Source organism: Acinetobacter sp. YH12151, from assembly GCF_013418355.1.
In the GTDB taxonomy this organism is placed as follows: Bacteria; Pseudomonadota; Gammaproteobacteria; order Pseudomonadales; family Moraxellaceae; genus Acinetobacter; species Acinetobacter pseudolwoffii.
In genome coordinates, this window is record NZ_VPCG01000014.1 from 21,214 (window position 1) to 44,372 (window position 23,159).

At 42.9% G+C, this 23,159-nt stretch carries 24 protein-coding genes; 7 read left to right on the forward strand and 17 right to left on the reverse strand.

The window, feature by feature from the left end; translation table 11 throughout:
* Positions 1-13: 13 nt before the first annotated feature.
* From FTU82_RS07145 to FTU82_RS07160, 4 genes are all read left to right on the forward strand, one after another.
* On the forward strand, positions 14-616 hold the full coding sequence (locus FTU82_RS07145; RefSeq protein WP_005097250.1) for an alpha-E domain-containing protein: 603 nt from the start codon (positions 14-16) through the stop codon (positions 614-616).
* Positions 613-1,392, forward strand: a complete 780-nt coding sequence (locus tag FTU82_RS07150; RefSeq protein ID WP_074383227.1) for a transglutaminase family protein — start codon at positions 613-615, stop codon at positions 1,390-1,392. The genes FTU82_RS07145 and FTU82_RS07150 overlap by 4 nt, the downstream gene beginning before the upstream one ends.
* Before the next feature lie 13 nt (positions 1,393-1,405).
* Positions 1,406-2,140, forward strand: coding sequence for a proteasome-type protease (locus FTU82_RS07155; protein WP_180001136.1), 735 nt, complete (start codon positions 1,406-1,408; stop codon positions 2,138-2,140).
* Between the two features lie 78 nt (positions 2,141-2,218).
* Positions 2,219-2,650: a BLUF domain-containing protein gene (locus FTU82_RS07160; RefSeq protein WP_100329597.1), complete on the forward strand. Its 432-nt coding sequence runs from the start codon at positions 2,219-2,221 to the stop codon at positions 2,648-2,650.
* 47 nt (positions 2,651-2,697) lie between these two features.
* Here the strand turns inward: FTU82_RS07160 and alr are convergent, their stop codons facing one another.
* The 12 genes from alr to ppsA form a co-directional block, all read right to left on the reverse strand.
* On the reverse strand, positions 2,698-3,768 hold the full coding sequence (gene alr / locus FTU82_RS07165) for an alanine racemase (protein ID WP_100355351.1): 1,071 nt from the start codon (positions 3,766-3,768) through the stop codon (positions 2,698-2,700).
* 48 nt (positions 3,769-3,816) lie between these two features.
* Complete coding sequence (dnaB, locus tag FTU82_RS07170; protein ID WP_005097243.1) at positions 3,817-5,259, reverse strand: replicative DNA helicase; 1,443 nt, start codon at positions 5,257-5,259, stop codon at positions 3,817-3,819.
* 216 nt (positions 5,260-5,475) lie between these two features.
* On the reverse strand, positions 5,476-5,922 hold the full coding sequence (gene rplI, locus FTU82_RS07175; RefSeq protein WP_004645413.1) for a 50S ribosomal protein L9: 447 nt from the start codon (positions 5,920-5,922) through the stop codon (positions 5,476-5,478).
* Positions 5,923-5,931: 9 nt separating this feature from the next.
* The gene (gene rpsR / locus FTU82_RS07180) at positions 5,932-6,159 is read right to left on the reverse strand and encodes a 30S ribosomal protein S18 (RefSeq protein WP_005097242.1); all 228 of its coding nucleotides are present in this window, start codon (positions 6,157-6,159) and stop codon (positions 5,932-5,934) included.
* Positions 6,160-6,171: 12 nt separating this feature from the next.
* Positions 6,172-6,558 (reverse strand): 30S ribosomal protein S6, encoded by a 387-nt coding sequence (gene rpsF / locus FTU82_RS07185; RefSeq protein WP_004278789.1) that lies wholly within the window; start codon positions 6,556-6,558, stop codon positions 6,172-6,174.
* A gap of 433 nt (positions 6,559-6,991) precedes the next feature.
* Positions 6,992-7,870: a heme o synthase gene (cyoE, locus tag FTU82_RS07190; protein ID WP_005097240.1), complete on the reverse strand. Its 879-nt coding sequence runs from the start codon at positions 7,868-7,870 to the stop codon at positions 6,992-6,994.
* A gap of 10 nt (positions 7,871-7,880) precedes the next feature.
* The gene (locus tag FTU82_RS07195) at positions 7,881-8,207 is read right to left on the reverse strand and encodes a cytochrome o ubiquinol oxidase subunit IV (protein ID WP_005097239.1); all 327 of its coding nucleotides are present in this window, start codon (positions 8,205-8,207) and stop codon (positions 7,881-7,883) included.
* Positions 8,207-8,824, reverse strand: a complete 618-nt coding sequence (gene cyoC / locus FTU82_RS07200) for a cytochrome o ubiquinol oxidase subunit III (protein ID WP_005097238.1) — start codon at positions 8,822-8,824, stop codon at positions 8,207-8,209. Before cyoC ends, FTU82_RS07195 begins: the two co-directional genes overlap by 1 nt.
* A gap of 4 nt (positions 8,825-8,828) precedes the next feature.
* The gene (cyoB, locus tag FTU82_RS07205) at positions 8,829-10,817 is read right to left on the reverse strand and encodes a cytochrome o ubiquinol oxidase subunit I (protein WP_074383225.1); all 1,989 of its coding nucleotides are present in this window, start codon (positions 10,815-10,817) and stop codon (positions 8,829-8,831) included.
* 3 nt (positions 10,818-10,820) lie between these two features.
* Positions 10,821-11,924, reverse strand: a complete 1,104-nt coding sequence (gene cyoA / locus FTU82_RS07210) for a ubiquinol oxidase subunit II (protein WP_005097235.1) — start codon at positions 11,922-11,924, stop codon at positions 10,821-10,823.
* 300 nt (positions 11,925-12,224) lie between these two features.
* Complete coding sequence (locus tag FTU82_RS07215; RefSeq protein WP_180085873.1) at positions 12,225-13,019, reverse strand: RDD family protein; 795 nt, start codon at positions 13,017-13,019, stop codon at positions 12,225-12,227.
* A gap of 400 nt (positions 13,020-13,419) precedes the next feature.
* Positions 13,420-15,798 (reverse strand): phosphoenolpyruvate synthase, encoded by a 2,379-nt coding sequence (ppsA, locus tag FTU82_RS07220; RefSeq protein ID WP_005097232.1) that lies wholly within the window; start codon positions 15,796-15,798, stop codon positions 13,420-13,422.
* Between the two features lie 154 nt (positions 15,799-15,952).
* Here ppsA and FTU82_RS07225 point away from each other — a divergent pair, with 154 nt between their 5' ends.
* On the forward strand, positions 15,953-16,789 hold the full coding sequence (locus tag FTU82_RS07225) for a pyruvate, water dikinase regulatory protein (RefSeq protein ID WP_005097231.1): 837 nt from the start codon (positions 15,953-15,955) through the stop codon (positions 16,787-16,789).
* A 233-nt stretch (positions 16,790-17,022) separates the two neighbouring features.
* On the opposite strand, the gene FTU82_RS07230 is transcribed toward FTU82_RS07225, so the two are convergent.
* From FTU82_RS07230 to FTU82_RS07245, 4 genes are all read right to left on the reverse strand, one after another.
* On the reverse strand, positions 17,023-17,586 hold the full coding sequence (locus FTU82_RS07230) for a flavoprotein (protein WP_180085871.1): 564 nt from the start codon (positions 17,584-17,586) through the stop codon (positions 17,023-17,025).
* A gap of 297 nt (positions 17,587-17,883) precedes the next feature.
* Entirely contained in the window at positions 17,884-18,888 is a 1,005-nt protein-coding gene (locus tag FTU82_RS07235) for an LLM class flavin-dependent oxidoreductase (RefSeq protein WP_005097228.1), read from the reverse strand.
* Between the two features lie 155 nt (positions 18,889-19,043).
* Positions 19,044-19,496 (reverse strand): hypothetical protein, encoded by a 453-nt coding sequence (locus FTU82_RS07240; RefSeq protein ID WP_005097226.1) that lies wholly within the window; start codon positions 19,494-19,496, stop codon positions 19,044-19,046.
* Positions 19,497-19,729: 233 nt separating this feature from the next.
* On the reverse strand, positions 19,730-20,161 hold the full coding sequence (locus FTU82_RS07245) for a glycine zipper 2TM domain-containing protein (protein WP_180085869.1): 432 nt from the start codon (positions 20,159-20,161) through the stop codon (positions 19,730-19,732).
* A gap of 346 nt (positions 20,162-20,507) precedes the next feature.
* On the opposite strand from FTU82_RS07245, the gene prfA reads away from it, so the two are divergent.
* A complete protein-coding gene (prfA, locus tag FTU82_RS07250) occupies positions 20,508-21,596 on the forward strand; it encodes a peptide chain release factor 1 (protein ID WP_005097224.1) in 1,089 nt (362 codons plus the stop codon).
* Positions 21,596-22,414 carry a peptide chain release factor N(5)-glutamine methyltransferase gene (gene prmC, locus FTU82_RS07255; protein WP_005097223.1) on the forward strand — a complete coding sequence of 273 codons (819 nt, stop codon included), beginning with the start codon at positions 21,596-21,598 and terminating at the stop codon, positions 22,412-22,414. The genes prfA and prmC overlap by 1 nt, the downstream gene beginning before the upstream one ends.
* A gap of 172 nt (positions 22,415-22,586) precedes the next feature.
* Here the strand turns inward: prmC and FTU82_RS07260 are convergent, their stop codons facing one another.
* Complete coding sequence (locus FTU82_RS07260) at positions 22,587-22,940, reverse strand: hypothetical protein (protein ID WP_005170516.1); 354 nt, start codon at positions 22,938-22,940, stop codon at positions 22,587-22,589.
* Positions 22,941-23,159 lie beyond the last annotated feature (219 nt).

A 23,159-nucleotide genomic window follows, 5' to 3' on the forward strand; every position in this document is an offset into this window, starting at 1 on the left:
GAAGGAAAATGTCATGGTTTTGCTGAATAGCAATGCACAACATATTTTTTGGTTAGGGCGTTATTTATCTCGCACTCATTTTTTATGTGCGCGCTTTCCATTTTTAGAAGACGAAGCAGCTGTGGCCTATGCCCATGCTTTTTGTTTACCCGCTTTTGATGCCAGTTCCTTAAATGAATTGGTACTAGATTCAACTCAGACCGCATCTTTTAGCCAGCAGTTTAAAGTGGCTAAAGATAATATTCAGGAACTACGCGGAGTATTGTCTGCATCAGGCTATGCAGAACTAATGAAACTGATCAAAACTGCAGACAAAAATGCTGGTTATATTTGTGAAGTGGTGACTGAATGTGAAGATATTCTGGAAGCTGAATCTGCCGATATTTTTCTGTTCTTTAGCCTGGGACAATGTGTCGAACAGCTCGATCATCAGTTACGACTCGGTGAAGAAACCAGTACGACACTGTGCAAGATCGATGATGTAGTCAGAATTCTAGTGGAAATGGGCTGGGGTGACCTGGAGCAATACTGGGAACAGTTGCGTACAGAACCGAACCGGATTCAGTTCTATCAGTTTAGCGACCATATCCATCAACTGTTTGAGGCAGATGTATGAAATTGATGGTGAATCACCAAACGCATTATATGTATACAGCTGAGGTGAGGAACAGTATTCAGTACATCAAAATGATGCCTTCGAGCAATGCGCATCAACGGGTGCATTCCTGGGATATTAGTGTACCGGGGAATAAAGAAATCCGAAAAGATGCCTTTCATAATCTGTGGATGACCTGTAACCAGCGTGAACCTTATTATTCCTTAACGATCATGGCGCAAGGGATTGTCGAGCTGAATCCCGCGCATCAGACTGGACTGAATGATTCAATCAATCCCAATATTTTTTTACAGCCAACCGAATCAACGCAATGTAATGCAGCAATGAAAGATTTTGCACAAGCTCATGTCCCTGCATTAAGCCGTCAACGTCTGATTGAACTGGCACAGGCCTTGCTAGAACATGTCCCTTATATTTCCAATAGCACCTCAGTGCAAGGCTCTGCCATAGATGCCTTTGAAGCACGTCAGGGGGTCTGTCAGGATCATAGTCATATTTTCATTGCCATGTGTAAATATCTGGGCTTAGCTGCCCGTTATGTTTCTGGCTATTTATATGCACAAAATGCTTCACATCTGGCCAGTCATGCCTGGGCAGAGGTGTTTGTAGAGCAGACATGGTATTGTTTTGATGTGAGTAATCTGCTGTTTAGTCCAAGCTCGCATATTTATGTGGCCATTGGGCGGGATTATTGGGATGTAGCACCGGTACGCGGTGTGAGGGAGAAGGGCGGAGTGGAATCCATGCATTCCATTGTTCAGGTACTAGGATGTTAATAAGGACAAAAGAATGACGTATTGTTGTGCGCTACGTTTAGAGCAAGGTATGCTTTTTATTAGTGATACACGGACCAATGCCGGAGTAGATCATATTTCTGTCTTTCGCAAACTGTATACCTTTGGTATTCCTGGGGAGCGTATGATCGTCATACAGGCCTCCGGAAATCTGGCCACAACACAAGCCGTAATTGGGCGTATCAAAAATCAGCTCGAACTGAAGCAGGAACCCAATATCTTGAGTCTGCACACCATGTTTGATGTCGCTGAGCTGGTTGGAAGTATGCTGAAAAAAGTGATTGCGAATGTTACGAGCGATATTTCGGAACAAAGCAATTACTATTGCAATCTGCTGGTCGGGGGGCAACTTAAAGATCAGGATATGCAGCTCTATCATGTGTATCCGCAAGGAAATTTTATCTGTGCCACGCGGGATACGCCGTATTTCCAGATTGGCGAGAGTAAATATGGCAAGCCGATATTGGATCGCGCCTTGACTTATGATATGCCGCTGGATGAAGCTCTGCGTTGTTCGCTCATTTCATTTGCATCGACCTTACGTTCCAATGTATCGGTCGGTATGCCACTCGATGTGCTGGTGTATAAAAAAGACAGTTTAATGATGCCGAGGGGTAAACGTATTGCCGAAGATGATGAATATTTCACGTCGATCAGCCGGCAATGGTCAGACACCTTGAAAAAAGGACTGGCAGCGCTACCTGTTCCATCGAATGAATATTTTCTGTAAAAGGTATTCTGGTTCAGTTTTTTCGCGTACAGTATGAACTTCTGTGCACCAGCATAATAAAAATAGATAAGTTAGCGCATGTACCAATTTTGTTACGCCAGTAAAAGTACGTCTTCTAAAGTTGATTTGCTTGAAGATCTGACCAATATCCTGAAAGAAGCACGTGATTTTAATCATCGCTATCAAGTCACAGGCGTGCTGTATTTTGCCGATGGTTATTTTTTTCAATGTCTGGAAGGTGAGTGTTTAACCTTAAAAAGTCTGCTGCTCGAGAGACTCAATAAAGATCCTCGCCATCATGATATTAAATTGTTTGAGACCAAGGAAATCGAATATCCGAGTTTCCCCGACTGGTCGATGAAGTATATTTCTAAACGCAGTCAAATCCAGCAATTCTGTCAGGACATGGGATTTAATGACTTTAATCCTTTTGCCTTTCAGCAACATCATGTCGATGCTTTATTAGAGCAATTGAGTTTAGAGCAGGCTGAAGAACAAAAATCAGCTTAAATAAAAAGCCCAACTTCTACTGGACTTTTTTGGCTCTGAGGATCAACTCAAATAACTTTACGTAGCGGACGATGACTGAGTCTGCATAACAGTTCATAACCAATGGTGCCATTGGCTTCAGCAACATCATCGACCAAACGGGTATTCCCCCAAAGTTCGACTTGAGTACCAGGTTTTACCTGCATCGCAGTTACATCAATCGCGATCATATCCATTGCTACACGACCAATGACACGCGTTTGCTGGCCATTAATCGCCACATAGTTCTGTTTCGGGAAAGCACGAGGGTAGCCATCACCATAGCCAATTGAAACAATCGCAAGTGTCATGTCTTGCTCAGCTGTAAATGTTGAACCATAACCGACATGCTCACCTGCCTTGATATGGTTGAGCGCAATCACTTCGGCAGTAAAGGTCATGACTGGTTTTAAATCCAGATCATGCACATCACGATCTGCAAATGGAGTCGCGCCATAAAGCATGATCCCGGGACGGACAAAATCAAAATGCAATTCTGGATATTTATAAATGGCTGCTGAGTTACAGCATGAACCCATCAATGGTGCACAGTCATTTTTAATTTCTAAGAATTGACGGATTTGTTCATCATTCAGCGGGTGATCAGCATCGGCATTGGCAAAATGCATCGCCAAAACACAAGTAAAACCTTCAGCTTTGAGTTGATTGATCACGTCTTTGATTACATCAATTTTAAAGCCAAGACGGTTCATCCCGCTATTCAGCTTGACCCAGACTTTCAGGTCTTTGGCGATATAAGCATCTTTATGTGCCAAGAGCCAATCGACCTGTGCCTGCTGATGCACAATCACTTCAATATTCTGATCAATCACGATTGGCATTTCGTCTGCAACAAAAACACCTTCGATGAGCGTGATCGGCTGTTGATAACCCAGTTCACGAATTTCCAGGGCTTCTTGTAAGCATGCGACACCAAAAGCATCGCTTGCACTTAAGGCTGCCAGGCAGTCTTTAACTCCATGTCCGTAAGCATTGGCTTTGACCATACTGACGATTTTAGCGGTTGGGGCAAGTTGTTTGACACGGTTTAAATTATATTGCAGTGCTGCACTGTCAATATAAACGGTAGCTTGGCGCACCCTAAATTACTCCTGGAGGGACGATGGAAATCTGATGATTGAGCTTGTTTACTCTTCATCATCATACTGAGCATAAAACTCAGGTGAGAGATTACTAAAACGGGTATATTGACCTTCGAAAGCCAGACGTACCGTACCAATCGGGCCGTTACGCTGCTTACCAATAATAATTTCAGCAGTGCCGGCTTCCTTTGATTCCTTGTTATAAACCTCGTCGCGGTAAATGAACATGATCAAATCGGCATCCTGCTCGATTGCACCGGATTCACGTAAATCGGACATCACCGGGCGTTTATTGGGGCGGTTTTCCAGGGCGCGGTTTAACTGGGAAAGTGCAATCACAGGGCACTGCATTTCTTTGGCTAAGGCTTTTAAACTTCGTGAAATTTCCGAGATCTCGCCGACACGGTTGTCGCCCATACCGGGTACTTTCATCAACTGAAGATAATCGACCATGATACAGCCGAGTTTGCCACCATGCATTTTGGCAATACGACGGGCACGGGAACGTAATTCAGTTGGTGGCAGGGCAGAGGAATCATCGATATACAGGTTTTTTTCCTGTAAATGCACAATGGTACTGGTCACTTTTGACCACTCATCGCTGTCCATTTTGCCTGAACGCAAATGCCCCTGATGCACACGGCCAAATGACGAAATCAAACGCATGGCAATCGAATCCGCTGGCATCTCCATAGAATAGACCAGCGCCGGCAGGTTGTTATTAAATAAAACGCTTTCGACCAGATTCATGGCAAAAGTGGTTTTACCCATGGACGGACGCGCTGCGACAATAATCAGGTCGCCGGATTGCATGCCTGAGGTTTTATTATCCAGTTCCACAAAACCTGTGGTTAAACCGGTAATGCTACCTTCCATTTGTGATAATTCATTCAATTTATCAAAAACATCGGCAACGACAGAGTTAATCGGTTTAGGCCCTTGCGCCTTGGCATTGTTATTATGTTGTTCTGCAATCGAGAAAATATTGGTTTCAGCCAAGTCCAGAATTTCACTGACGGTACGGCCTTTGGTGTCATAGGCATTTTGTAAAATTTCAGAGCTGACTTTAATCATGCTGCGCAGGGTAGAGAATTCTTTAATTTTGCCTGCATAGGTTTCCAGGTTGTAGAAACTCGATGGCGAGTCTGCCATGAGCTGCATCAGATATTCTTCACCACCAATGGCATCCAGCAAGTTCTGCTTGATCAGCCAGTCATGCACCAGTACCGCATCATAAGGTGAGTTTTCTTTAGAGAGTTGATCAATGGCGCGGAAAATATATTTATGTCGGGTCGCATAAAAATCATTTTCAGTCAGCACATCACCGACCTGTTCAAAAGATTCGGCAACGGTCATTAATGCAGCAAGTACGGCTTGTTCAATCGCTAAATTGTGCGGTGGAGTACGAAATTCCTTGAGATTGCTGTTCTCAGTACTGATTTCGATATTAGCGCTGGTCGGCTTTTTGCTGGCATTCGCCTGTGACATATAAATCCCTGATTTTAAATACAATGGTTAAACATTATCGGAGATGAATAGCTTTTATTCACTACGACATGAAATCATACGCGTTCTGAAATCAAATGCGAAGGGTAAATTTTCATTTGTATGGGTAATAAAATAATTTTTAAGCAGGAGATACCTGTCATTTTTTTATAGATAAAAAAAGAGCATGCTTTCGCATGCTCTTTTTGAGGCGAGAAATTACTCAGCTACGATAGTAACCAGAACTTCTGCAGTAACATCATGGTGCAATTGGATTGCGATGTTAAATTCGCCAGTGTGACGAAGTGCGCCATTTGGAAGACGTACTTCTGCACGGTCTACTTCTAGACCAGCATTTGTCAACGCGTCAGCGATGTCACGAGTACCGATAGAACCGAATAGTTTACCTTCGTCACCAGCTTTCGCAGTGATTACGATATTTACTTCGTTCAATTGGTCAGCACGTGCTTGAGCAGCAGCTAAAACATCAGCTTCAGCTTTCTCAAGTTCAGCACGACGAGCTTCAAAAGCAGCAGTGTTTGATTCTGTTGCAGCAACTGCCATACCTTGTGGGATAAGGAAGTTACGGCCATAACCAGCTTTAACTGATACTTTATCGCCTAGTTTACCTAGGTTTTTAATGCGTTGTAATAAGATAATATCCACAGCTCAACCTCACTTATGATTGTCAGTGTAAGGGATCAAAGACAAGAAGCGAGCTTGTTTAATAGCTAGCGCCAATTGACGTTGGTAACGAGCTTTAGTACCTGTAATACGGCTAGGAACAATCTTGCCATTTTCAGTGATGTACTGTTTTAAAGTGTCGATATCTTTGTAGTCGATGTACGTAACGTTCTCAGCTGTAAAGCGGCAGAACTTGCGACGACGGTAAAAACGTGCCATGTTATGTTCTCCTTAAGCTTCAGCAGAGTCTTGAGCGTGTTGTGCTTCTTCACGTTGAGCTTTACGCGCACGTTTTTCTTCAGCACTTTTCGCCAATAGTGACTCTTCAGTGATTGCGTTTTCACGACGGATGATAAGGCTACGAATGATTGCATCGTTATAACGGAACAATTCTTCAAGCTCATCAAGAGTAGTCTGACCACACTCAACATTCATAAGAATGTAGTGAGCTTTGTGGATCTTGTTGATTGGGTAAGCCAATTGACGACGGCCCCAGTCTTCAAGACGGTGGATTTGACCTTCAGCTTCTTTGATGTGAGTTAGGTAGCGTTCTACCATACCAACGACTTGATCGCTTTGATCAGGGTGTACTAAAAGTACGATTTCGTAATGACGCATTGTCAGCTCCTTACGGTTTGGACAGCCCCAATTTAAGTAAATTGAAGCAAGGAGTCACAACCAAGGTTGTGTCGCAGTGTTTGCGAAGGGTGAATTGTAGAGATTTTCGAGGATAATTTCAACCAGATAAGCCATTTTTGTGAAATTATATCTATTGCCAGATTCTCTTATCAAAAAATCGTTATATTTTTAATCAGGCTTAAACTGCTTAAATTTATTAAATATACTGTTGATCATATCAACCGACTCTTTCTAGGCAGGAATTGGCCTAAACCTATGAATGTGACTCTAAAACAAAAATGAGTGAATTTCACAGAAGATAAGAAAGGAGGGGACGAGCGCTTAAAGCTGAAATTTTGATTCTGCAAACAGATGCTCGGAGTGGGGGGATAAAATCAAAATAAAAAAAGATAGAGGCGAACTCTCTATCTTTTTAAAAAAACACTATCTGTGTAGATGGCGCAGTTGAAGTAAAGCTAAATACAATACTGATCACGGTAATCAGGATGACAGAGAACAGAAAATATTTCTTTGCCCAAAGCTGATCATTTTCAGCTTTAAATCCAATGACACCGATATACAACCAGTAAATGCACAATAGATTTAAAATGACTGCATACAACCAATTGGCATAGCCATATACAAATAATGCATTCATGGTCAGGGTGAATAACACCACATACAAAAGTGATTCGATCTTGGTACGATGAATCGAGCGCGCCACAGGCAAAATGGGAATGCCTGCATTTTTGTAATCATCAAAGCGGTAAACCGCAATTGCCCATGAGTGAGGCATTTGCCACAACGCATAACCTAAAAAGATCAGTAATGCACCCAGGTCAAATTGATTGGCCACAGCGGTATAGCCAATGACAGGCGGAGCTGCACCAGAAATACTGCCGACTACAGTTTGATGAATTGTGGTTCGTTTTGTCCATAGGCTGTAGAAACCAACATATACAACAAAACCAATCACCGCGAAAAGAAAAGCGTACGCATTTACCCAGAACCATAAAATGCTAAAACCAATGAGGCCTAAGACCAGAGCAAAAGCCAGGGCAACAGGTTCAGAGATGGTTTTGATGACCAGAGCACGATTTTGTGTGCGCTGCATTTTTTGGTCGATGTCCTGGTCAATCACGTTGTTGACCACACATCCTGATGCTACGACAAGCGTAGTACCGAGAAGGGTAATAAGCAGGAGAAGGAAATCTACAGAACCTTGAGTGGCTACGAAGTAGCCACCCAAAGTGGTAACAAAGTTACCGAAGAGAATTCCTGGCTTAGTCAGGAATAAATACTTTTTCAACATGACGACCAGTTTAGATCATCATGTTGTAGTGTAGGTAATTCATGATCCATACAGAACCTACTAAAAGAATAGCGATGGTTAAGATGGTATACACGAACGCAATCACGTTCCAGCGTTGCTCTGAAGAAGAGTTCATATGCAGGAAGTAAATTAACTGCACAAGAATCTGAGCAACCGCAGTAATCGCAATTACTGCAATCAAGATACCGCGTTCAAAACCGCCTGCCATCACCATACCGAATGGAATTACGGTAAGGATGACAGAAAGTACGAAGCCAATTGTATATTGCTTAACGTTACCGTGTGATGCACCAGCTGAGTTGTGATCGTGACTCATTACAGAACTCCCATCAAGTAAACTACGCTGAATACACAGATCCAAACGATGTCAAGGAAGTGCCAGAACAAGCTTAGGCAAGCTAGACGACGCGTGTTTGCAAGAGTCAAACCATATTTCTTGATTTGAACCATTAACACGATCATCCAGACCAGACCAGAAGTTACGTGAATACCGTGCGTACCTACCAAGGTAAAGAACGCAGATAAGAACGCACTTGTGCTTGGACCGTGACCCGCATGAACTAAGTGATTGAACTCATATAGTTCCATGCCGATGAAGATAGCACCGAATACCCAAGTAATCGCTAACCAAGTCAGTACTTTTGCAACGTCTTTTTTGTATGCAGCAAGAACTGCAAAACCAAAGGTTACAGAAGAGATCAAGAGAGCGAAGGTTTCAGTCAGAACGAAACCTAAAGAGTCGCCAAACAGGTCTCTCGCACTTGGAGTACCCACAGGAATGTGGCTACTTAAAACAGCGAACGCAATGAAGAGTGTACCGAACAGGACAAGGTCACTCATCAAGTAAGTCCAGAAACCAAAGACGGTGATGTCAGTATCATCGTGATGATGCTCATCGTGTCCGTGGTTATCGTGATGAAGTACTTCAGCCATTGTCTTAGTCCTTCTTCAAGTGTTTTTCAAGAATCGCATAGCGTTCGTTTTCAATACGCTCAACTTCAGCAGCAGGAACATAGTAATCCACTTTCTTGGTGAAAGAAGACACGATGAAGCTAATGATAGAAGCAATGAACGTAACAACTACTAACCACCAGATGTGCCAGATTAAACCGAAGCCCATTACAGTGATGAACATCGCGATAACGAAACCAGCAGCACGATTCGTTGGCATATGGATATCTTCATACTTCGTTGGTTTTGCATATGCAACACCATTTTCTTTCTCAACCCAGAAAGTATCAATACCATTGATCTTTGGAAGATGAGCAAAGTTATAGAACGGAGCAGGAGAAGATGTCGACCATTCAAGCGTACGGCCATCCCATGGGTCGCCAGTCAAATCTAGACGTTGGTCACGTTGTAAGAAACCAACCACGATTTGCATAACGAAACATACGATACCAAGTGCAACAAGAACTGAACCGAACATCGCGATATTTACATATGGGTCCCAATCTGGGTTGTCAAATGTATTCAGACGACGAGTCATACCCATGAAACCAAGGATATAAAGTGGCATGAATGCAAAGTAGAAACCGAAGAACCAGAACCAGAATGCTGCTTTACCCCAAGTTTCATTCAGTCTCCAACCGAACATTTTCGGCCAGTAGAAGATGATACCTGCGAACATCGCAAATACTACACCACCAATAATTACGTTATGGAAGTGAGCGATCAGAAATAAAGAGTTGTGTACCAGGAAGTCCGCTGGTGGAACCGCCATCAATACACCTGTTAAACCACCGATACCGAAAGTCACAAGGAAGCCAAGTGTCCATAGCATTGGGGTAGTGTAAACAATACGACCCTTGTACATGGTGAACAACCAAGAGAAGATCTTCACACCTGTAGGAATCGCAATAATCATGGTCATGATACCGAAGAACGCGTTAACGTTGGCACCTGCACCCATAGTAAAGAAGTGGTGAACCCATACAACGAATGACAATACTGTGATTGCTACTGTTGCATACACCATGGATTTGTAACCGAACAATGCTTTGCGCGAGTAAGTCGCAACAACTTCTGAGTAAATACCAAATGCTGGTAATACCAAGATATACACTTCTGGGTGACCCCAAGTCCAAATCAGGTTTACATACAACATTGGGCTACCACCCAGGTCATTTGTAAAGAAGTGGAAATCGAAGTAACGGTCAAGCGTTAGCATTGCAATTGTTGCAGTCAACACCGGGAAAGCCGCAATAATCAATACTGCTGTACATAAAGATGTCCAGGTAAAGATTGGCATTTCCATGAGTTTCATGCCAGGCGCACGCATTTTGATGATGGTAACAAAGAAGTTAACACCCGTTAATAGCGTACCTAGACCTGAAATTTGCAGTGCCCAGATGTAGTAGTCCATACCTACGCCTGGAGAATATTCGATACCTGACAGTGGAGGGTATGCCATCCAGCCTGTTGCAGCGAATTCACCTAACGCAAGTGAAACCATCATCAGACCCGCAGCGCCGGCAAATAACCAGAAGCTGAGTGAGTTCAATAATGGGAATGCAACGTCACGTGCACCGATTTGAAGCGGTACAGAGATGTTCATTAAACCAACTACAAGACCCATTGCCACGAAGAAGATCATGATCACGCCATGCGCGGTAAAGATCTGGTCGTAATGCTCAGGGTGTAAATAACCTTCGCCGCCACCTTTTGCAAGGAACTGCTGAAGACGCATCATGATCGCATCGGCGAAACCACGCACCAGCATGATCACAGATACGAAGATATACATGATACCAATTTTTTTATGGTCTACAGATGTGAACCATTCGTTCCACAAGTAGCCCCATTTTTTGAAGTAGGTAATACCAGCAACAACTGCGATAGCACCCAAGATCATCATTGCAACAGTTGCCAATACGATTGGATCGTAAGGAATTGCATCTGGACCTAACTTACCTAAGAAGCTCATGTCTTATTCTCCTTGAGAAGCAGTCGCATGTTCACCTGCTACATGAGCTTCAGAAGCAGATGCTTCCTGAGCAACAGCATCAGTCGCTGCAGCTTCTACAGGAGCTGTATGATCAGCACCGTGGTAGTTACTCATATAGTTGTGAATCACAGATTCAAACAAACCAGACTCGACAGAAGAATAATAAGTCACAGGATGTGGCTGAGTCTTATATGGGCCTTCTGCTTGTGCAGTTTCAGCAAGTCGTTTCTCTAAATCTGTTCTTGCATTACGAACCATTGCATCAATTTGTTTTTGTGAACGGTTGCCGTCACGTAAGGTCGCAAATTCAGCTTGGTCTAAAACAGTTTTTTGAACTGCAACAGGATTTACTGAAGTACCATTACCTGATTGAACTGCAGCAACCCATTCAGCGAATTGAGCATCAGTCACAGAATGTGCACGGAAGCGCATTTGTGAGAAGCCATAGCCTGAATAGTTTGAAGAGAAACCACGATAACCTTCAGCTGGACTCGTTTCATCAGCTAAGAAGTTAAGGTGAGTTTGCATGCCTGCCATTGCATAAATCTGACCACTTAACGCCGGGATGAAGAAAGAGTTCATCGTGAAGTTAGACGTGATACGAAGGCTTACCGGAGTTTTCTCTGGGAAACGCAATTCGTTAATTGTTGCAATGTTTTGCTCAGGATAGATGAAGATCCATTTAAATTGTTCAGCAATAACTTGAACAGTTAATGGTGCTTTATCTGCTTCAATTGGACGGTATGGGTCATACTTGTGGGAACCCCACCAAGTTAACCAAGCTAAAATACCAATAATAATGACAGGAATACCCCATACTACAATTTCAATTGCAGTAGAGTGTGTCCATGTAGGTTTATAGTCTGCGTCTTTATTCGATGCACGATATTTCCAACCGAACCATAATGCCATGATGATTGATGGAATAACCACCAACAGCATTAAGTAAATCGCAGTCATCATCAGGTTACTTTGACCTGCTGCAACTGGACCTTTAGAGTTCAGAAGTACCATATCACCACCACACCCGGTCAAGAGTGCAGTCATCGCAGATAAAGACAATACAGCTAAAATCGTTTGTCTCATTTTACAACCTCGGTGAAGAGTCCCATTCCCTAATTTAATATGGGATAGCGATTAAAGTGCACATGACGAAAAAGGCTGATTTTTACAAAACATCCTATTAATCATAATACACCGCTACGTTGTAGGGCATTATGCCTGAGATTGACGAACTAAGCTATATCTAAAGCCGCTTTAAATGCCTGTAATAAAAACCGATTTTGTTGCTCGGGATTTAGGGATATTTATAGGAATTTTATTTCAATTTCAAAGTTATGTAAGAAAGAATGGGATGAATATCATCCCATTTTAAGTGATTCAAAATTATTGTTTTACCACTTGAGTTTTTGCCAGTTTATCGTGCAGGGTCTGACGTTTTTTACCCAATCCGAAGGCCCAGTCAATCATTAAACTCAAGGGCATGAAGATGATATTCAGAAATATAAAGAATACGCTACGAATGGTGAAGGCACGTAATAAGCTAACTTTCTCACCAGATTCAGCATCTACAATTTTGATTTTCGTCATTTTTTTGCCAATACTTTGCCCAGATTTGGCAATAAGGTAGGCTTGAATCACCAGCATGATCAGTAAATAGACCGCAGTTGCAATCCAGGCTTGTTGAGAAAACATCTCAAACATCTGGGTTTGCAGTTGCTGCGCCATGGTAGGATCAGCATCACTGTTGAGTATCACATTCATGAACTCTTGGTTCAATTCTGCAAAGCGGACTTCCTGTTCAGGGGTGAAGAATCCAGTCAGAATAAAAGTCGCTGGTAACCAGAGTAACACGTCTACAATTTTGGCCAGAATACGGCTGGGAATACTGGCAAGTGTATTTTTTTGCGTAGTTGCTTGGGTGCGTGGTTGCGTACCAGACACTGTTATAGGCGGGTTGTTCTGGAAAGGCGTGTCAGGTGTTGCGGTTGGTACGACATAACCCTCAGGTTGATATACCGATTTTCCCTGGGTAAGCTCACCTAAAGCTTTCCACTCTGCCATGCCTTGATGCCATGCCAAATCAGTTAGCATGACTTGCTGATTGGCAAGCATTTGATTTAATTGCTCGAGCGTATATGGACCAGCTTGTTGATTGTTTCGTGCCAAGTAAATCTGCATATAGACTGAATCTCAATATATAAATTTGAACTGATAATAGGTTGAATTAAGATTGTATTGAATTCTATTTTGAAAACAAACACCATCTTATCGTTAAGATTATAGATAAATTGAGTATTTTCAATCCTATTTATGAAGAAAATGCTTCAAATCAAAAACAGTGTAACAAGGATCGGGTGGTTTGAGTGCATCATTCAACATATCCGATTCGCTTTAATTATTGCCCTTTAAAAATGATTTTACTGTTGGCATTTGTTTGTCATTACAATTTGAATGTGGAGAAACAAAATACAAAAACTTATATTTTTAAAACTTTCAGAAGAGCGTTTTGAAATATAAAAGAATATTCATCCCATAAAAAAAAGACCCTGCGAAAGGGTCTTTTTTTATTTAAAATCTATTATGCAGTTGCCACTTTTTCTTTAGCCAGGAAGAACCAGGTATCCAGGACTGAATCCGGGTTTAAAGATACAGACTCAATGCCTTGTTCCATGAGCCATTTCGCAAGATCAGGATGGTCTGAAGGACCTTGACCACAAATACCCACGTATTTGCCTGCACGGTGACATGCCTGGATTGCAAGAGCAAGAAGCGCTTTTACAGCAGGGTCACGTTCGTCGAACAAGTGCGATACGATACCAGAGTCACGGTCTAGACCAAGCGTTAGCTGGGTCAGGTCGTTTGAACCGATAGAGAAACCATCGAAGTGTTCAAGGAATTGATCGGCCAACAATGCGTTGGTTGGTAATTCACACATCATGATCACTTTAAGACCATTTTCACCACGTTTAAGACCGTTCAATTCCAATAACTCGATCACACGTTTTGCTTCAGCCACAGTACGCACAAATGGAATCATGATCTGTACGTTGGTTAAGCCCATTTCATCACGAACTTTTTTCAATGCACGGCATTCAAGCTCGAAGCAGTCACGGAAGTTGTCAGACACGTAGCGGCTTGCACCACGGAAGCCCAGCATCGGGTTCTCTTCTTCTGGCTCGTACAACTTACCGCCGATCAAGTTTGCGTATTCATTTGACTTAAAGTCAGACATACGCACGATCACTGGTTTATCTGCAAATGCAGCAGCAAGAGTAGAGATACCTTCAACCAGTTTTTCTACATAGAACTCGATTGGAGAAGCATAACCAGCAGTACGCGCCATCACAGCAGCACGTGTTTCACGTGGCAAGCTGTCAATATTCAACAATGCTTTAGGATGCACACCGATCATACGGTTGATGATGAATTCTAAACGTGCAAGACCAATCCCTTCGTTTGGAATTTGCGCGAAGTCGAATGCACGATCCGGGTTACCGACGTTCATCATGACTTTGAACGGAAGAGCAGGCATTGATTCGATCGAGTTGGTTTGGATTTCGAAATCCAGCGCACCTTCATAGATGAAGCCCGTATCACCTTCAGCGCAAGACACAGTCACTTCCTGACCGTCAACCAGTACTTCAGTGGCATTACCACAGCCTACAATCGCAGGAACACCAAGTTCACGTGCAATGATTGCAGCATGACAGGTACGACCACCACGGTTGGTAATAATCGCAGCAGCACGTTTCATCACTGGTTCCCAATCCGGGTCAGTCATGTCAGATACCAGCACGTCACCGTCTTGTACTTTGTCCATTTCTTTGATTGAAGTCACGATACGGACTTTACCAGAACCGATACGTTGACCGATTGAGCGACCTTCACAGATCACAGTACCACGTTGTTTGAGGAGATAGCGCTCCATGGTGCCGACATTTTCACGGCTTTTTACTGTTTCAGGGCGTGCCTGAACGATGTAGATTTTTCCATCATCGCCATCTTTTGCCCACTCGATGTCCATTGGAGAACCGTAGTGGTTTTCAATGATCAGCGCTTGTTTGGCAAGTTCTTGGAGTTCTTGGTCGTTTAGAGCGAACTGTTGACGCTCAGCTTTTTCTACATCTACGACAACCACTGATTTACCTGCAGAAGCTTCTTCACCATAAATCATCTTCTGGTGTTTAGAACCCAAGTTGCGGCGTAAAATCGCGTGTCGGCCTGCATTTAACAGCGGTTTAGAAATATAGAATTCGTCAGGGTTGACTGCACCTTGAACGACCATTTCACCCAAACCATAAGACGCGGTAATAAACACTGCATCACGGAAGCCTGATTCAGTGTCCAGGGTAAACATCACACCTGCAGCACCCGTTTCAGAGCGAACCATACGTTGGATCCCTGCTGAAAGGGCAACCACGTCATGCGCGAAGTTTTGATGGACACGATAAGAAATTGCGCGGTCATTATATAAAGATGCAAAAACTTCTTTGATCGCGATAAGCACGTTATCAATACCGCGAATATTCAAGAAAGTTTCTTGCTGTCCAGCAAAAGAAGCATCTGGTAAATCTTCTGCTGTCGCTGATGAACGAACGGCAACCGCGATATCAGGGTTGCCGTTAGAAAGTTCTGCAAATGCTGTACGAACTTCTTGTTCTAATTCAGAGGTAAGTGGAGTATCCACAATCCATTGGCGGATTTTTGCACCGGTTTCAGCAAGAGCATTCACATCATCCACATTTAGTGCTGCAAGCTCTGCATTAATTTTAGCGTTTAGGCCACTTTGCTCGAGAAATTCACGATATGCTTCAGCTGTAGTTGCAAAGCCACCTGGCACCGATACACCAGCATTGGATAAGTGGCTGATCATTTCGCCCAAGGATGAGTTTTTCCCACCCACGAGTTCAACGTCGTGCTTCCCTAATTTTTCCAGACCAATTACGCGCGCTTCCAAAGTTGTTACTCCACTTTTGCAGTATTAATCACTATCTTGGCATGAGAGTATAGCAAATCATCTAGGTTTTTGATTTTACTAAGCGACAGTCATGTAAGATCGGTTTACTATAAAGATTATATAGCACTAAGACAAATGGTGGAGGAGAATTTTAATGTCAGAAGGTAAACAAATTCAGCGTAGTGTTTTCTTTATCTCGGATGGCACGGCAATTACCGCTGAAACGCTTGGACACTCACTATTAGCGCAGTTTCCAAATGTAAAGTTTGACATTCATATTATCCCTTATATTAGCTCTGAAGAAGCCGCAACCAGTGTGGTTGCAGAGATCAATGCGCGTGCTCTGCAAGACGGTGAAAAACCACTGGTTTTTGATACTTTAGTCGACCCTTATGTGCGGGAGATTATTAATACCGCAAATGCCGTAAATCTTGATGTATTTGAAGGGCTTATCAGTAAGTTGTCGGATGAGTTGCAGGTGTTGCCTACAACTTTAGTCGGTCAAACCCATGCGGTGACTGATACTGCCTCCTATAAAGCCCGTATCGATGCGGTACATTTTGCCTTGGACAATGATGATGGCGCGCGTACGCGTCATTATGATAAAGCCGATCTGATTCTGATTGGGGTGTCGCGTTCGGGTAAAACACCTACCTCCATTTATTTGTCTTTGCAATTTGGTATTCGGGTGGCCAACTATCCACTAACAGAAGAAGATCTGGACGATAATCGCTTGCCAGCGGTACTGCGTCCGCATAAAAACAAGCTGTTTGGCTTGATGATTGATGCAGACCGTCTCGTCGCGATTCGCACTGAACGTAAGGCCAATAGTCGTTATGCCAGCTTTAGCCAGTGCCAGATGGAGCTGCGTGCCATTGAAGGAATCTATATTTCGGAAGGAATCAAGTACCTGAATGTCTCTGAAATGTCGATTGAAGAAATCTCGACACGTGTCTTGCAAATGACGGGTTTAAAACGTCGAATTGGCTAAAAAGCCAAACAGAGCCAAACTTTGATTTGGCTCTGTTTTATAGCTAAAAAATACCAATAAATGCTTATTTATAGAAATAATGTATGGTTTTTATAAATTTAAAAAATATCAAGTATCATAATGAAAAATACAAAAGAGCGTTATTTAATCAATTTGTTGAATAAGTACACTATTAATCCTGGGTGTAGAGTTCTAGATTTCATCAATTTTTCATGTTGAGTTGCCAACGTAGCTTATTCTTCTGCTAAATAAGTATGAATAATAATATCGACCTGATGCTGATCTCCATTGATACAGCAAATACTGTTTTCAGTAATTCTTAGGATTGGCCAGGTAATCAGCTGGCAATTTTCCCGCTGTAGCGCGGCATAATAATGATCTGACTTGAGATAGGTGTTAGGAGAAGATGCAAGATTTGGCATTAACTGGCGTCTTAACCACAGATTTTGTACCTGATTTTCCAGAAATCTGAGGGAAAGCAGACTCTTAATCCGGTTGTTAAATAGACGGCGATTTTTTCCAATTAAAGGATGATTAATAATGCGTTGCAGAATGCGGTCTGACCCTGGCAGCACAAAAGCAGGATTAATCTGAAAAACTTTCACCGAACCGGCATGTTGACTAATTTTATCCAGCTGGGTAACGGTAAACTGGTCTGTGCCAATAATTGCAATATCTTTGTTTGAATAATCCAGTTTCATAAGCTCGGAAGAAGCGATATTTATTCCGGTAAACAGCTGGAAATATTCGGGATGATTTTCAAAAATGCCAGCGTGTAGATCTTGCTTGGTGGCCATTAGACTTCCTTGAATTTATTTAATAATTGATTTTCTTTGTCCTATATATAAACAAAAACCAGAAGCAGGGTAAAGGAGAAAATTTAACTTAGACAGTCATCTATTTGACAGAAATACAGCGGCTTATTTTTTTCTAAGTCAGGGGAGATAAATATGATTAAAAAGCGGTGGTGTTAAGTAAGAGAGAAGAATGAATAGAAAAAGTTTGGATGAAGGCGTTAAACAGGTTGTTGCTATTTTATTTGAAAGTTATACAACATCTACCCATTGCTGAGAATAGGTAGATGTCGCTTTCATTTATTGCCCGTTTTTAAGCTGCATCAACAGCTCAAAGTTATGCAGACGCTTGTCAGTGTCATAGATGTCACAAGTGAAGATAAACTCATCAACATCATATCTGGCTAAAAGTGATTCCAGCCCAGCTTTCACAGTTGCTTTGGAGCCGACCTGTGCCATGGCAAAGAAATTATCGACTGACATTTTTTCCGCAGGTGACCATAGACCGTCCATTGAATCTATCGGCGCTTTCAGTTTTAAGGTCTGACCACGAATCAATGACAAAACCCGCTGATAGGCACTGGTCGCCAGATATTCTGCTTCTTCATCGCTATCTGCCACACAGGTTGGGACACCCATTGAAACATAAGGTCGATCCAAGTATTCGGAAGGCTCGAAGTTTTCACGATACAGCTGAATCGCCTGACCGAGCATACGCGGGGCAAAATGTGAAGCAAAAGAATAAGGCAGGCCAAGTTTTGCTGCAAGTTGTGCACTGAACAGACTCGATCCGAGTAGCCAGACCGGAACATGCGTGCTTTGACCGGGAGTCGCAACAATACGCTGATTCGGCTCTGGATCTTTAAAATATTGCAAAATTTCCAGAATATCTTGCGGGAACTGATCTTCAGTTTCCTGACGGCCACGGCGCAGGGCACGCATGGTCATCTGGTCAGTTCCAGGAGCACGGCCCAGACCGAGTTCAACACGATCTGGATATAAGGTCGCTAAAGTTCCGAATTGCTCAGCCACCACCAGCGGCGCATGATTCGGGAGCATAATCCCGCCTGAGCCTAAAGTTAAGCTTTTGGTGTTCGCCAGTAAATAGCCTAAAAGAACGGCTGTGGCTGAACTGGCAATGCCATCCATATTGTGATGTTCTGCCAGCCACATTCGGCTATAACCCAGTTGTTCTGCTGCCTGGGCAAGCTCCAGCGCGTGGTTCAGCGCGAATTGAATAGTCTTATCGTCACGAACAGGAACCAGTTCGAGGATAGAGAACCGGGTATCGTTAAGTGTACGCATCGTATTACTCTTAAATAGACATGACTAAAAGCATACGACTTTGCATTGTATTTGTATATCGAAAAAAATCGATATAAGTGTAAACGAAAATAACAGGCAAAAAAATAAGCATCCGAAGATGCTTATTTAAGGAGGGAAGCTTAGAGAGTGCAGCCTTAACGACGACGGTTGTTATAGCGATAGTCATTCGTGCGGTAGTTTTTTGAACTGTAGCGACGGTCATAGCGGTCATCATAACGGCGATCCTCACTGACTTTTTTACCCAGTGCTGAACCACCCGCAGAACCTAGTGCTGCACCGATATAACCGCCATTGGTACCCGCCATATTTCGGCCGACTGCATAACCGGCACCACCACCGAGGGCACCACCGATAATCGCACCATTACGGTCACGTTTGTTTGCCGCAACAGCTGCACCAGCACCACCACCAATCGCAGAACCGATGGTTGCACCGGTTGTACCACCCATTTTATTACCCACGGCTGCACCAACCACACCACCAAGTGCTGAAGCTAAAGCTGTATTGGTGGTATTACCGGCATTGGCTGCTGTCATACCCATGGCTGAGGTTGCTACAACAGCGATCATTAGAGATTTATAGTTCATGAGTACACCTTTTCGTATATCTAGCTGTATTTGTTGATAAGATCAATTTAATCTAGCAAGCGTCAAACAGCATGAAGGCCGTGTTGACGAATTGTGATTTTTATCTCCTTAATTTATTCATGATTTTGAGTGAATAATTTTATGTATTACATGAATTTGACTGTGTTTGAAAAGCATAAAAAAAGCACCCGAAGGTGCTCTTAATGACGAATGTCTGAGGTCTAACGCATTGATCAGTTATAACGGTAATGACGTTTTTTCTTGTAGTGGCGTGATTTGGCTTTTTCTGCAGTTTTGTCTTTGGAAATCTTGTTACCTAATGCAGCACCACCGGCAGCACCCAAGGCTGAACCGATATAACCGCCATTGCTGCCGCCCATGTTTTTACCTACGGTATAACCTGCACCGCCACCCAAAGCACCACCGATTGCAGATTCAGTACGGTTCTTTTTGCTACTTGCCACTGCTGCGCCGCCTGCACCACCTAAGGCTGCGCCAAGTGTAGCGCCAGTATTGCCGCCCATATTCTTACCGAGTGCTGTACCTGCAACACTACCTAAGGCACTTGCTGCTGCAACACGTGCTGTGCTGTCTGCATGTGCATTTACTGCCATCATTGAACCAGTAGCTAAAACTGTACTCATTAAAAGTGCATTGAGTTTCATGTCATCACTCCGTGTCCATCTACGGGACTGTCGTTATTTCGATGTGGAAAATGTAACAAATCATGCCCAGAATAATATGAAGATGTTTCTCCATAATTTACTGCTTTATTTGATGAATTGTAAAATCTGCAAGAAATAAGCATAAGATCGATTATAAAAAAGGCAATTCCACTATTTTTAATCTTATTTGTTAACAAATGCTGCCGAGAGAGAATGATAGCGGCGTGGACTTACTCAATAATGATGTTCATTAGAAGCCAGAATCGTTAAACTAGGCGCAATTTTTTGATTTCGCTGTGCTAAATCGGTTTTTAGTTGCAGCCTATGTTTTGAGATTTTTTAAAAAATGAAAGAATCGTTACGTTTACGATTAGACCAACTCTCTGACCGCCACGAAGAGCTGACAGCATTATTGGCTGATATAGAAGTAATTTCAGACAATAAACGTTTTCGTCAGCTGTCGCGTGAGCATAATGACCTGACAGAAATCACCAGCGTTTGGAGCAAGTATAGACAGGCTGAAGAAGATATTGAAACAGCTCAGGCCATGTTGTCGGACCCGGACTTTAAGGAAATGGCACAAGAGGAAATCAAAGAAAATAAAGCTTTGATTGAAGCGCTTGAATCAGACCTGAATATTCTGATGATTCCAAAAGATCCAAATGATGCCAACTCTGCTTATCTGGAAATTCGTGCCGGAACCGGCGGCGATGAAGCAGCGATTTTCTCGGGTGATCTGTATCGCATGTATAGTAAATATGCAGAAAATCAAGGCTGGCGTATTGAAATCCTGTCAGAAAATGAAGGTGAACACGGCGGTTATAAAGAAGTGATTTGCCTGATCAATGGTGACGGTGTATATGGTCGCTTGAAGTTTGAGAGTGGTGCGCATCGTGTACAACGTGTGCCAGCAACCGAATCGCAAGGTCGTGTACATACGTCTGCTTGTACCGTTGCGATCTTACCGGAAGTCGATGTCGATACTTCGGTAGAAATCAATTCCTCGGATTTGCGGATTGATACTTACCGTGCCTCAGGTGCTGGTGGTCAGCATATTAACAAAACTGATTCTGCGGTACGTATTACCCATTTACCGACAGGCACGGTAGTGGAGTGTCAGGATGAACGTTCGCAGCACAAAAACAAAGCCAAAGCGATGGCACTTTTGGTGTCTCGTTTAGAAAATGCCAAACGGGCTGCGGCAGATGCTGCAACCTCTGAAATGCGCCGTGATTTGGTCGGTTCAGGGGATCGTTCAGAACGTATCCGTACCTATAATTACCCTCAAGGTCGTATGACCGACCACCGTATTAACCTGACTTTATACAAGCTGGATGCGGTCATGGAAGGTGATTTGACCGAATTGCTGGACAGTCTGCATCGCGAATATCAGGCCGATCAGCTGGCCATGCTTGCACAGCAGAATGGTGGATAATGAATATTTTACAAGCACTGGCTTTACGCGGCGAAGCTGAAAGTTATGAGCGTCAGGAAAATGCCTGGTTGCTGGAACACATCACCAAGATTGATTCATTTGATCTTTTGATGAAAAAAGATCAGGAATTGACGCCTGAGCAGGAACAAGCTTATAAGGATGGTCTGGCACGAATTGCTGCTGGTGAACCTTTGGCTTATGTCACGGGTTCACAACCATTCTGGACTTTGGATCTGAAAGTCAGCAAAGATACGTTGGTGCCGCGTCCTGATACTGAAGTGCTGGTTGAAACCGTGTTAAAGTTAGATTTGCCTGAAGATGCCCGTGTGGTGGATTTGGGTACAGGCACAGGTGCAATTGCCTTATCGCTTGCATCGGAGCGTCCTGAATGGGTGATTGTTGCATCAGATATTTATGCGCCTACGCTTGAAGTAGCCAAATATAATGCAGAACAACATGATATTGAGAATGTAGAATTCGTTCTGGGTTCGTGGTTGAAGCCATTTGGCCGTCAGTTCTTTGATGTGATTGCTTCAAATCCGCCGTATATCGATCCGGATGATGCACATATGCAGCATCTGGCAACCGAGCCGCAACGTGCACTGGTTGCGGATAAAAAGGGCTTGGCTGATTTGGAAGACATTATTATTCAGGCTAAAAAGCATTTAACCGTCAATGGCTGGGTGGTGCTTGAGCATGGTTATGATCAGGCTGATGCCGTGCAGCATCTATTTAAGCAGGCCGGTTATAAAAAGGTCCGTACCGTAAAAGATTATGGCGGTAATGATCGGGTGACTTTGGGTCAGTGGCCGCATTAATTTTTAATCCTTCTTTATGAAAAGAGCGACCGATTTGGTCGCTTTTTTTTTGGTTTTTTAAATTCTTAGATTAACATCTGAAATATCCAGTATTTTTAATGACATTCTATTACTATCCTATAAAGAAAAAAGTGATGCCAGAGCATCACTTTTGTTAAATTCTTTAAAAGAATTACATCGGATAGTCTTGCAGGCAGTCATAGACTTCGACTTGATCTAAGCCACCGGTTTCCATTGCCAGACAAAGCGCTACAACTTTCACGGTATCTGCCAAGTATTGTTCATCTTTGAGCGCAATACCTTGTTGCAGGGCGACAATGCGATCTGCCGGAATTTCTAAGGCTGCCGCAGTTTCAGTTGCATCAACACGGTTAAAGAACTGAACCACAACATCTTTAAGCGCTGAGTCAGAGGCACTTAAAATAGCTTGATTAAGCTGTTCAGAGATTTGATCAGCTGAATGAACTAAAGCATTGGCGAAGTTTTGAACAAGATTCTGTTCAAGAACATCAGTCATCTTTAACATGAAAATACCTTCAACTTAGGAGAAAATTTGGGAGTACAGCTAATAGCAAAGTGCTATAAATTGAGTGAAAAGTAAGCTATTTTCAGATGAATTGCAAAGCTTTCTGGATGACTGTGTAGTCCTGCTAACATATGCTGCAGGGCTTGAAATTTATAATCACAGTAAAAATATGAACTTAAGTTTCAATAAAATTTTATTAATATTTTTTAAGTATTATTT

What these genes read in the sequence shown, in the direction of transcription:
- cyoE (WP_005097240.1), bottom strand. Translation starts at nt 7,870, where the DNA reads ATGTTGAAAAAGTATTTATTCCTGACTAAGCCAGGAATTCTCTTCGGT.
- FTU82_RS07230 (WP_180085871.1), bottom strand. Translation starts at nt 17,586, where the DNA reads ATGGCCACCAAGCAAGATCTACACGCTGGCATTTTTGAAAATCATCCC.
- FTU82_RS07195 (WP_005097239.1), bottom strand. Translation starts at nt 8,207, where the DNA reads ATGAGTCACGATCACAACTCAGCTGGTGCATCACACGGTAACGTTAAG.
- cyoA (WP_005097235.1), bottom strand. Translation starts at nt 11,924, where the DNA reads ATGAGACAAACGATTTTAGCTGTATTGTCTTTATCTGCGATGACTGCA.
- rpsF (WP_004278789.1), bottom strand. Translation starts at nt 6,558, where the DNA reads ATGCGTCATTACGAAATCGTACTTTTAGTACACCCTGATCAAAGCGAT.
- rpsR (WP_005097242.1), bottom strand. Translation starts at nt 6,159, where the DNA reads ATGGCACGTTTTTACCGTCGTCGCAAGTTCTGCCGCTTTACAGCTGAG.
- FTU82_RS07235 (WP_005097228.1), bottom strand. Translation starts at nt 18,888, where the DNA reads ATGCGTACACTTAACGATACCCGGTTCTCTATCCTCGAACTGGTTCCT.
- cyoC (WP_005097238.1), bottom strand. Translation starts at nt 8,824, where the DNA reads ATGGCTGAAGTACTTCATCACGATAACCACGGACACGATGAGCATCAT.
- FTU82_RS07240 (WP_005097226.1), bottom strand. Translation starts at nt 19,496, where the DNA reads ATGAACTATAAATCTCTAATGATCGCTGTTGTAGCAACCTCAGCCATG.
- prfA (WP_005097224.1), top strand. Translation starts at nt 20,508, where the DNA reads ATGAAAGAATCGTTACGTTTACGATTAGACCAACTCTCTGACCGCCAC.
- FTU82_RS07225 (WP_005097231.1), top strand. Translation starts at nt 15,953, where the DNA reads ATGTCAGAAGGTAAACAAATTCAGCGTAGTGTTTTCTTTATCTCGGAT.
- FTU82_RS07155 (WP_180001136.1), top strand. Translation starts at nt 1,406, where the DNA reads ATGACGTATTGTTGTGCGCTACGTTTAGAGCAAGGTATGCTTTTTATT.
- FTU82_RS07145 (WP_005097250.1), top strand. Translation starts at nt 14, where the DNA reads ATGGTTTTGCTGAATAGCAATGCACAACATATTTTTTGGTTAGGGCGT.
- cyoB (WP_074383225.1), bottom strand. Translation starts at nt 10,817, where the DNA reads ATGAGCTTCTTAGGTAAGTTAGGTCCAGATGCAATTCCTTACGATCCA.
- FTU82_RS07260 (WP_005170516.1), bottom strand. Translation starts at nt 22,940, where the DNA reads ATGTTAAAGATGACTGATGTTCTTGAACAGAATCTTGTTCAAAACTTC.
- prmC (WP_005097223.1), top strand. Translation starts at nt 21,596, where the DNA reads ATGAATATTTTACAAGCACTGGCTTTACGCGGCGAAGCTGAAAGTTAT.
- FTU82_RS07215 (WP_180085873.1), bottom strand. Translation starts at nt 13,019, where the DNA reads ATGCAGATTTACTTGGCACGAAACAATCAACAAGCTGGTCCATATACG.
- FTU82_RS07150 (WP_074383227.1), top strand. Translation starts at nt 613, where the DNA reads ATGAAATTGATGGTGAATCACCAAACGCATTATATGTATACAGCTGAG.
- dnaB (WP_005097243.1), bottom strand. Translation starts at nt 5,259, where the DNA reads ATGTCACAGGCGAATGCCAGCAAAAAGCCGACCAGCGCTAATATCGAA.
- FTU82_RS07245 (WP_180085869.1), bottom strand. Translation starts at nt 20,161, where the DNA reads ATGAAACTCAATGCACTTTTAATGAGTACAGTTTTAGCTACTGGTTCA.
- FTU82_RS07160 (WP_100329597.1), top strand. Translation starts at nt 2,219, where the DNA reads ATGTACCAATTTTGTTACGCCAGTAAAAGTACGTCTTCTAAAGTTGAT.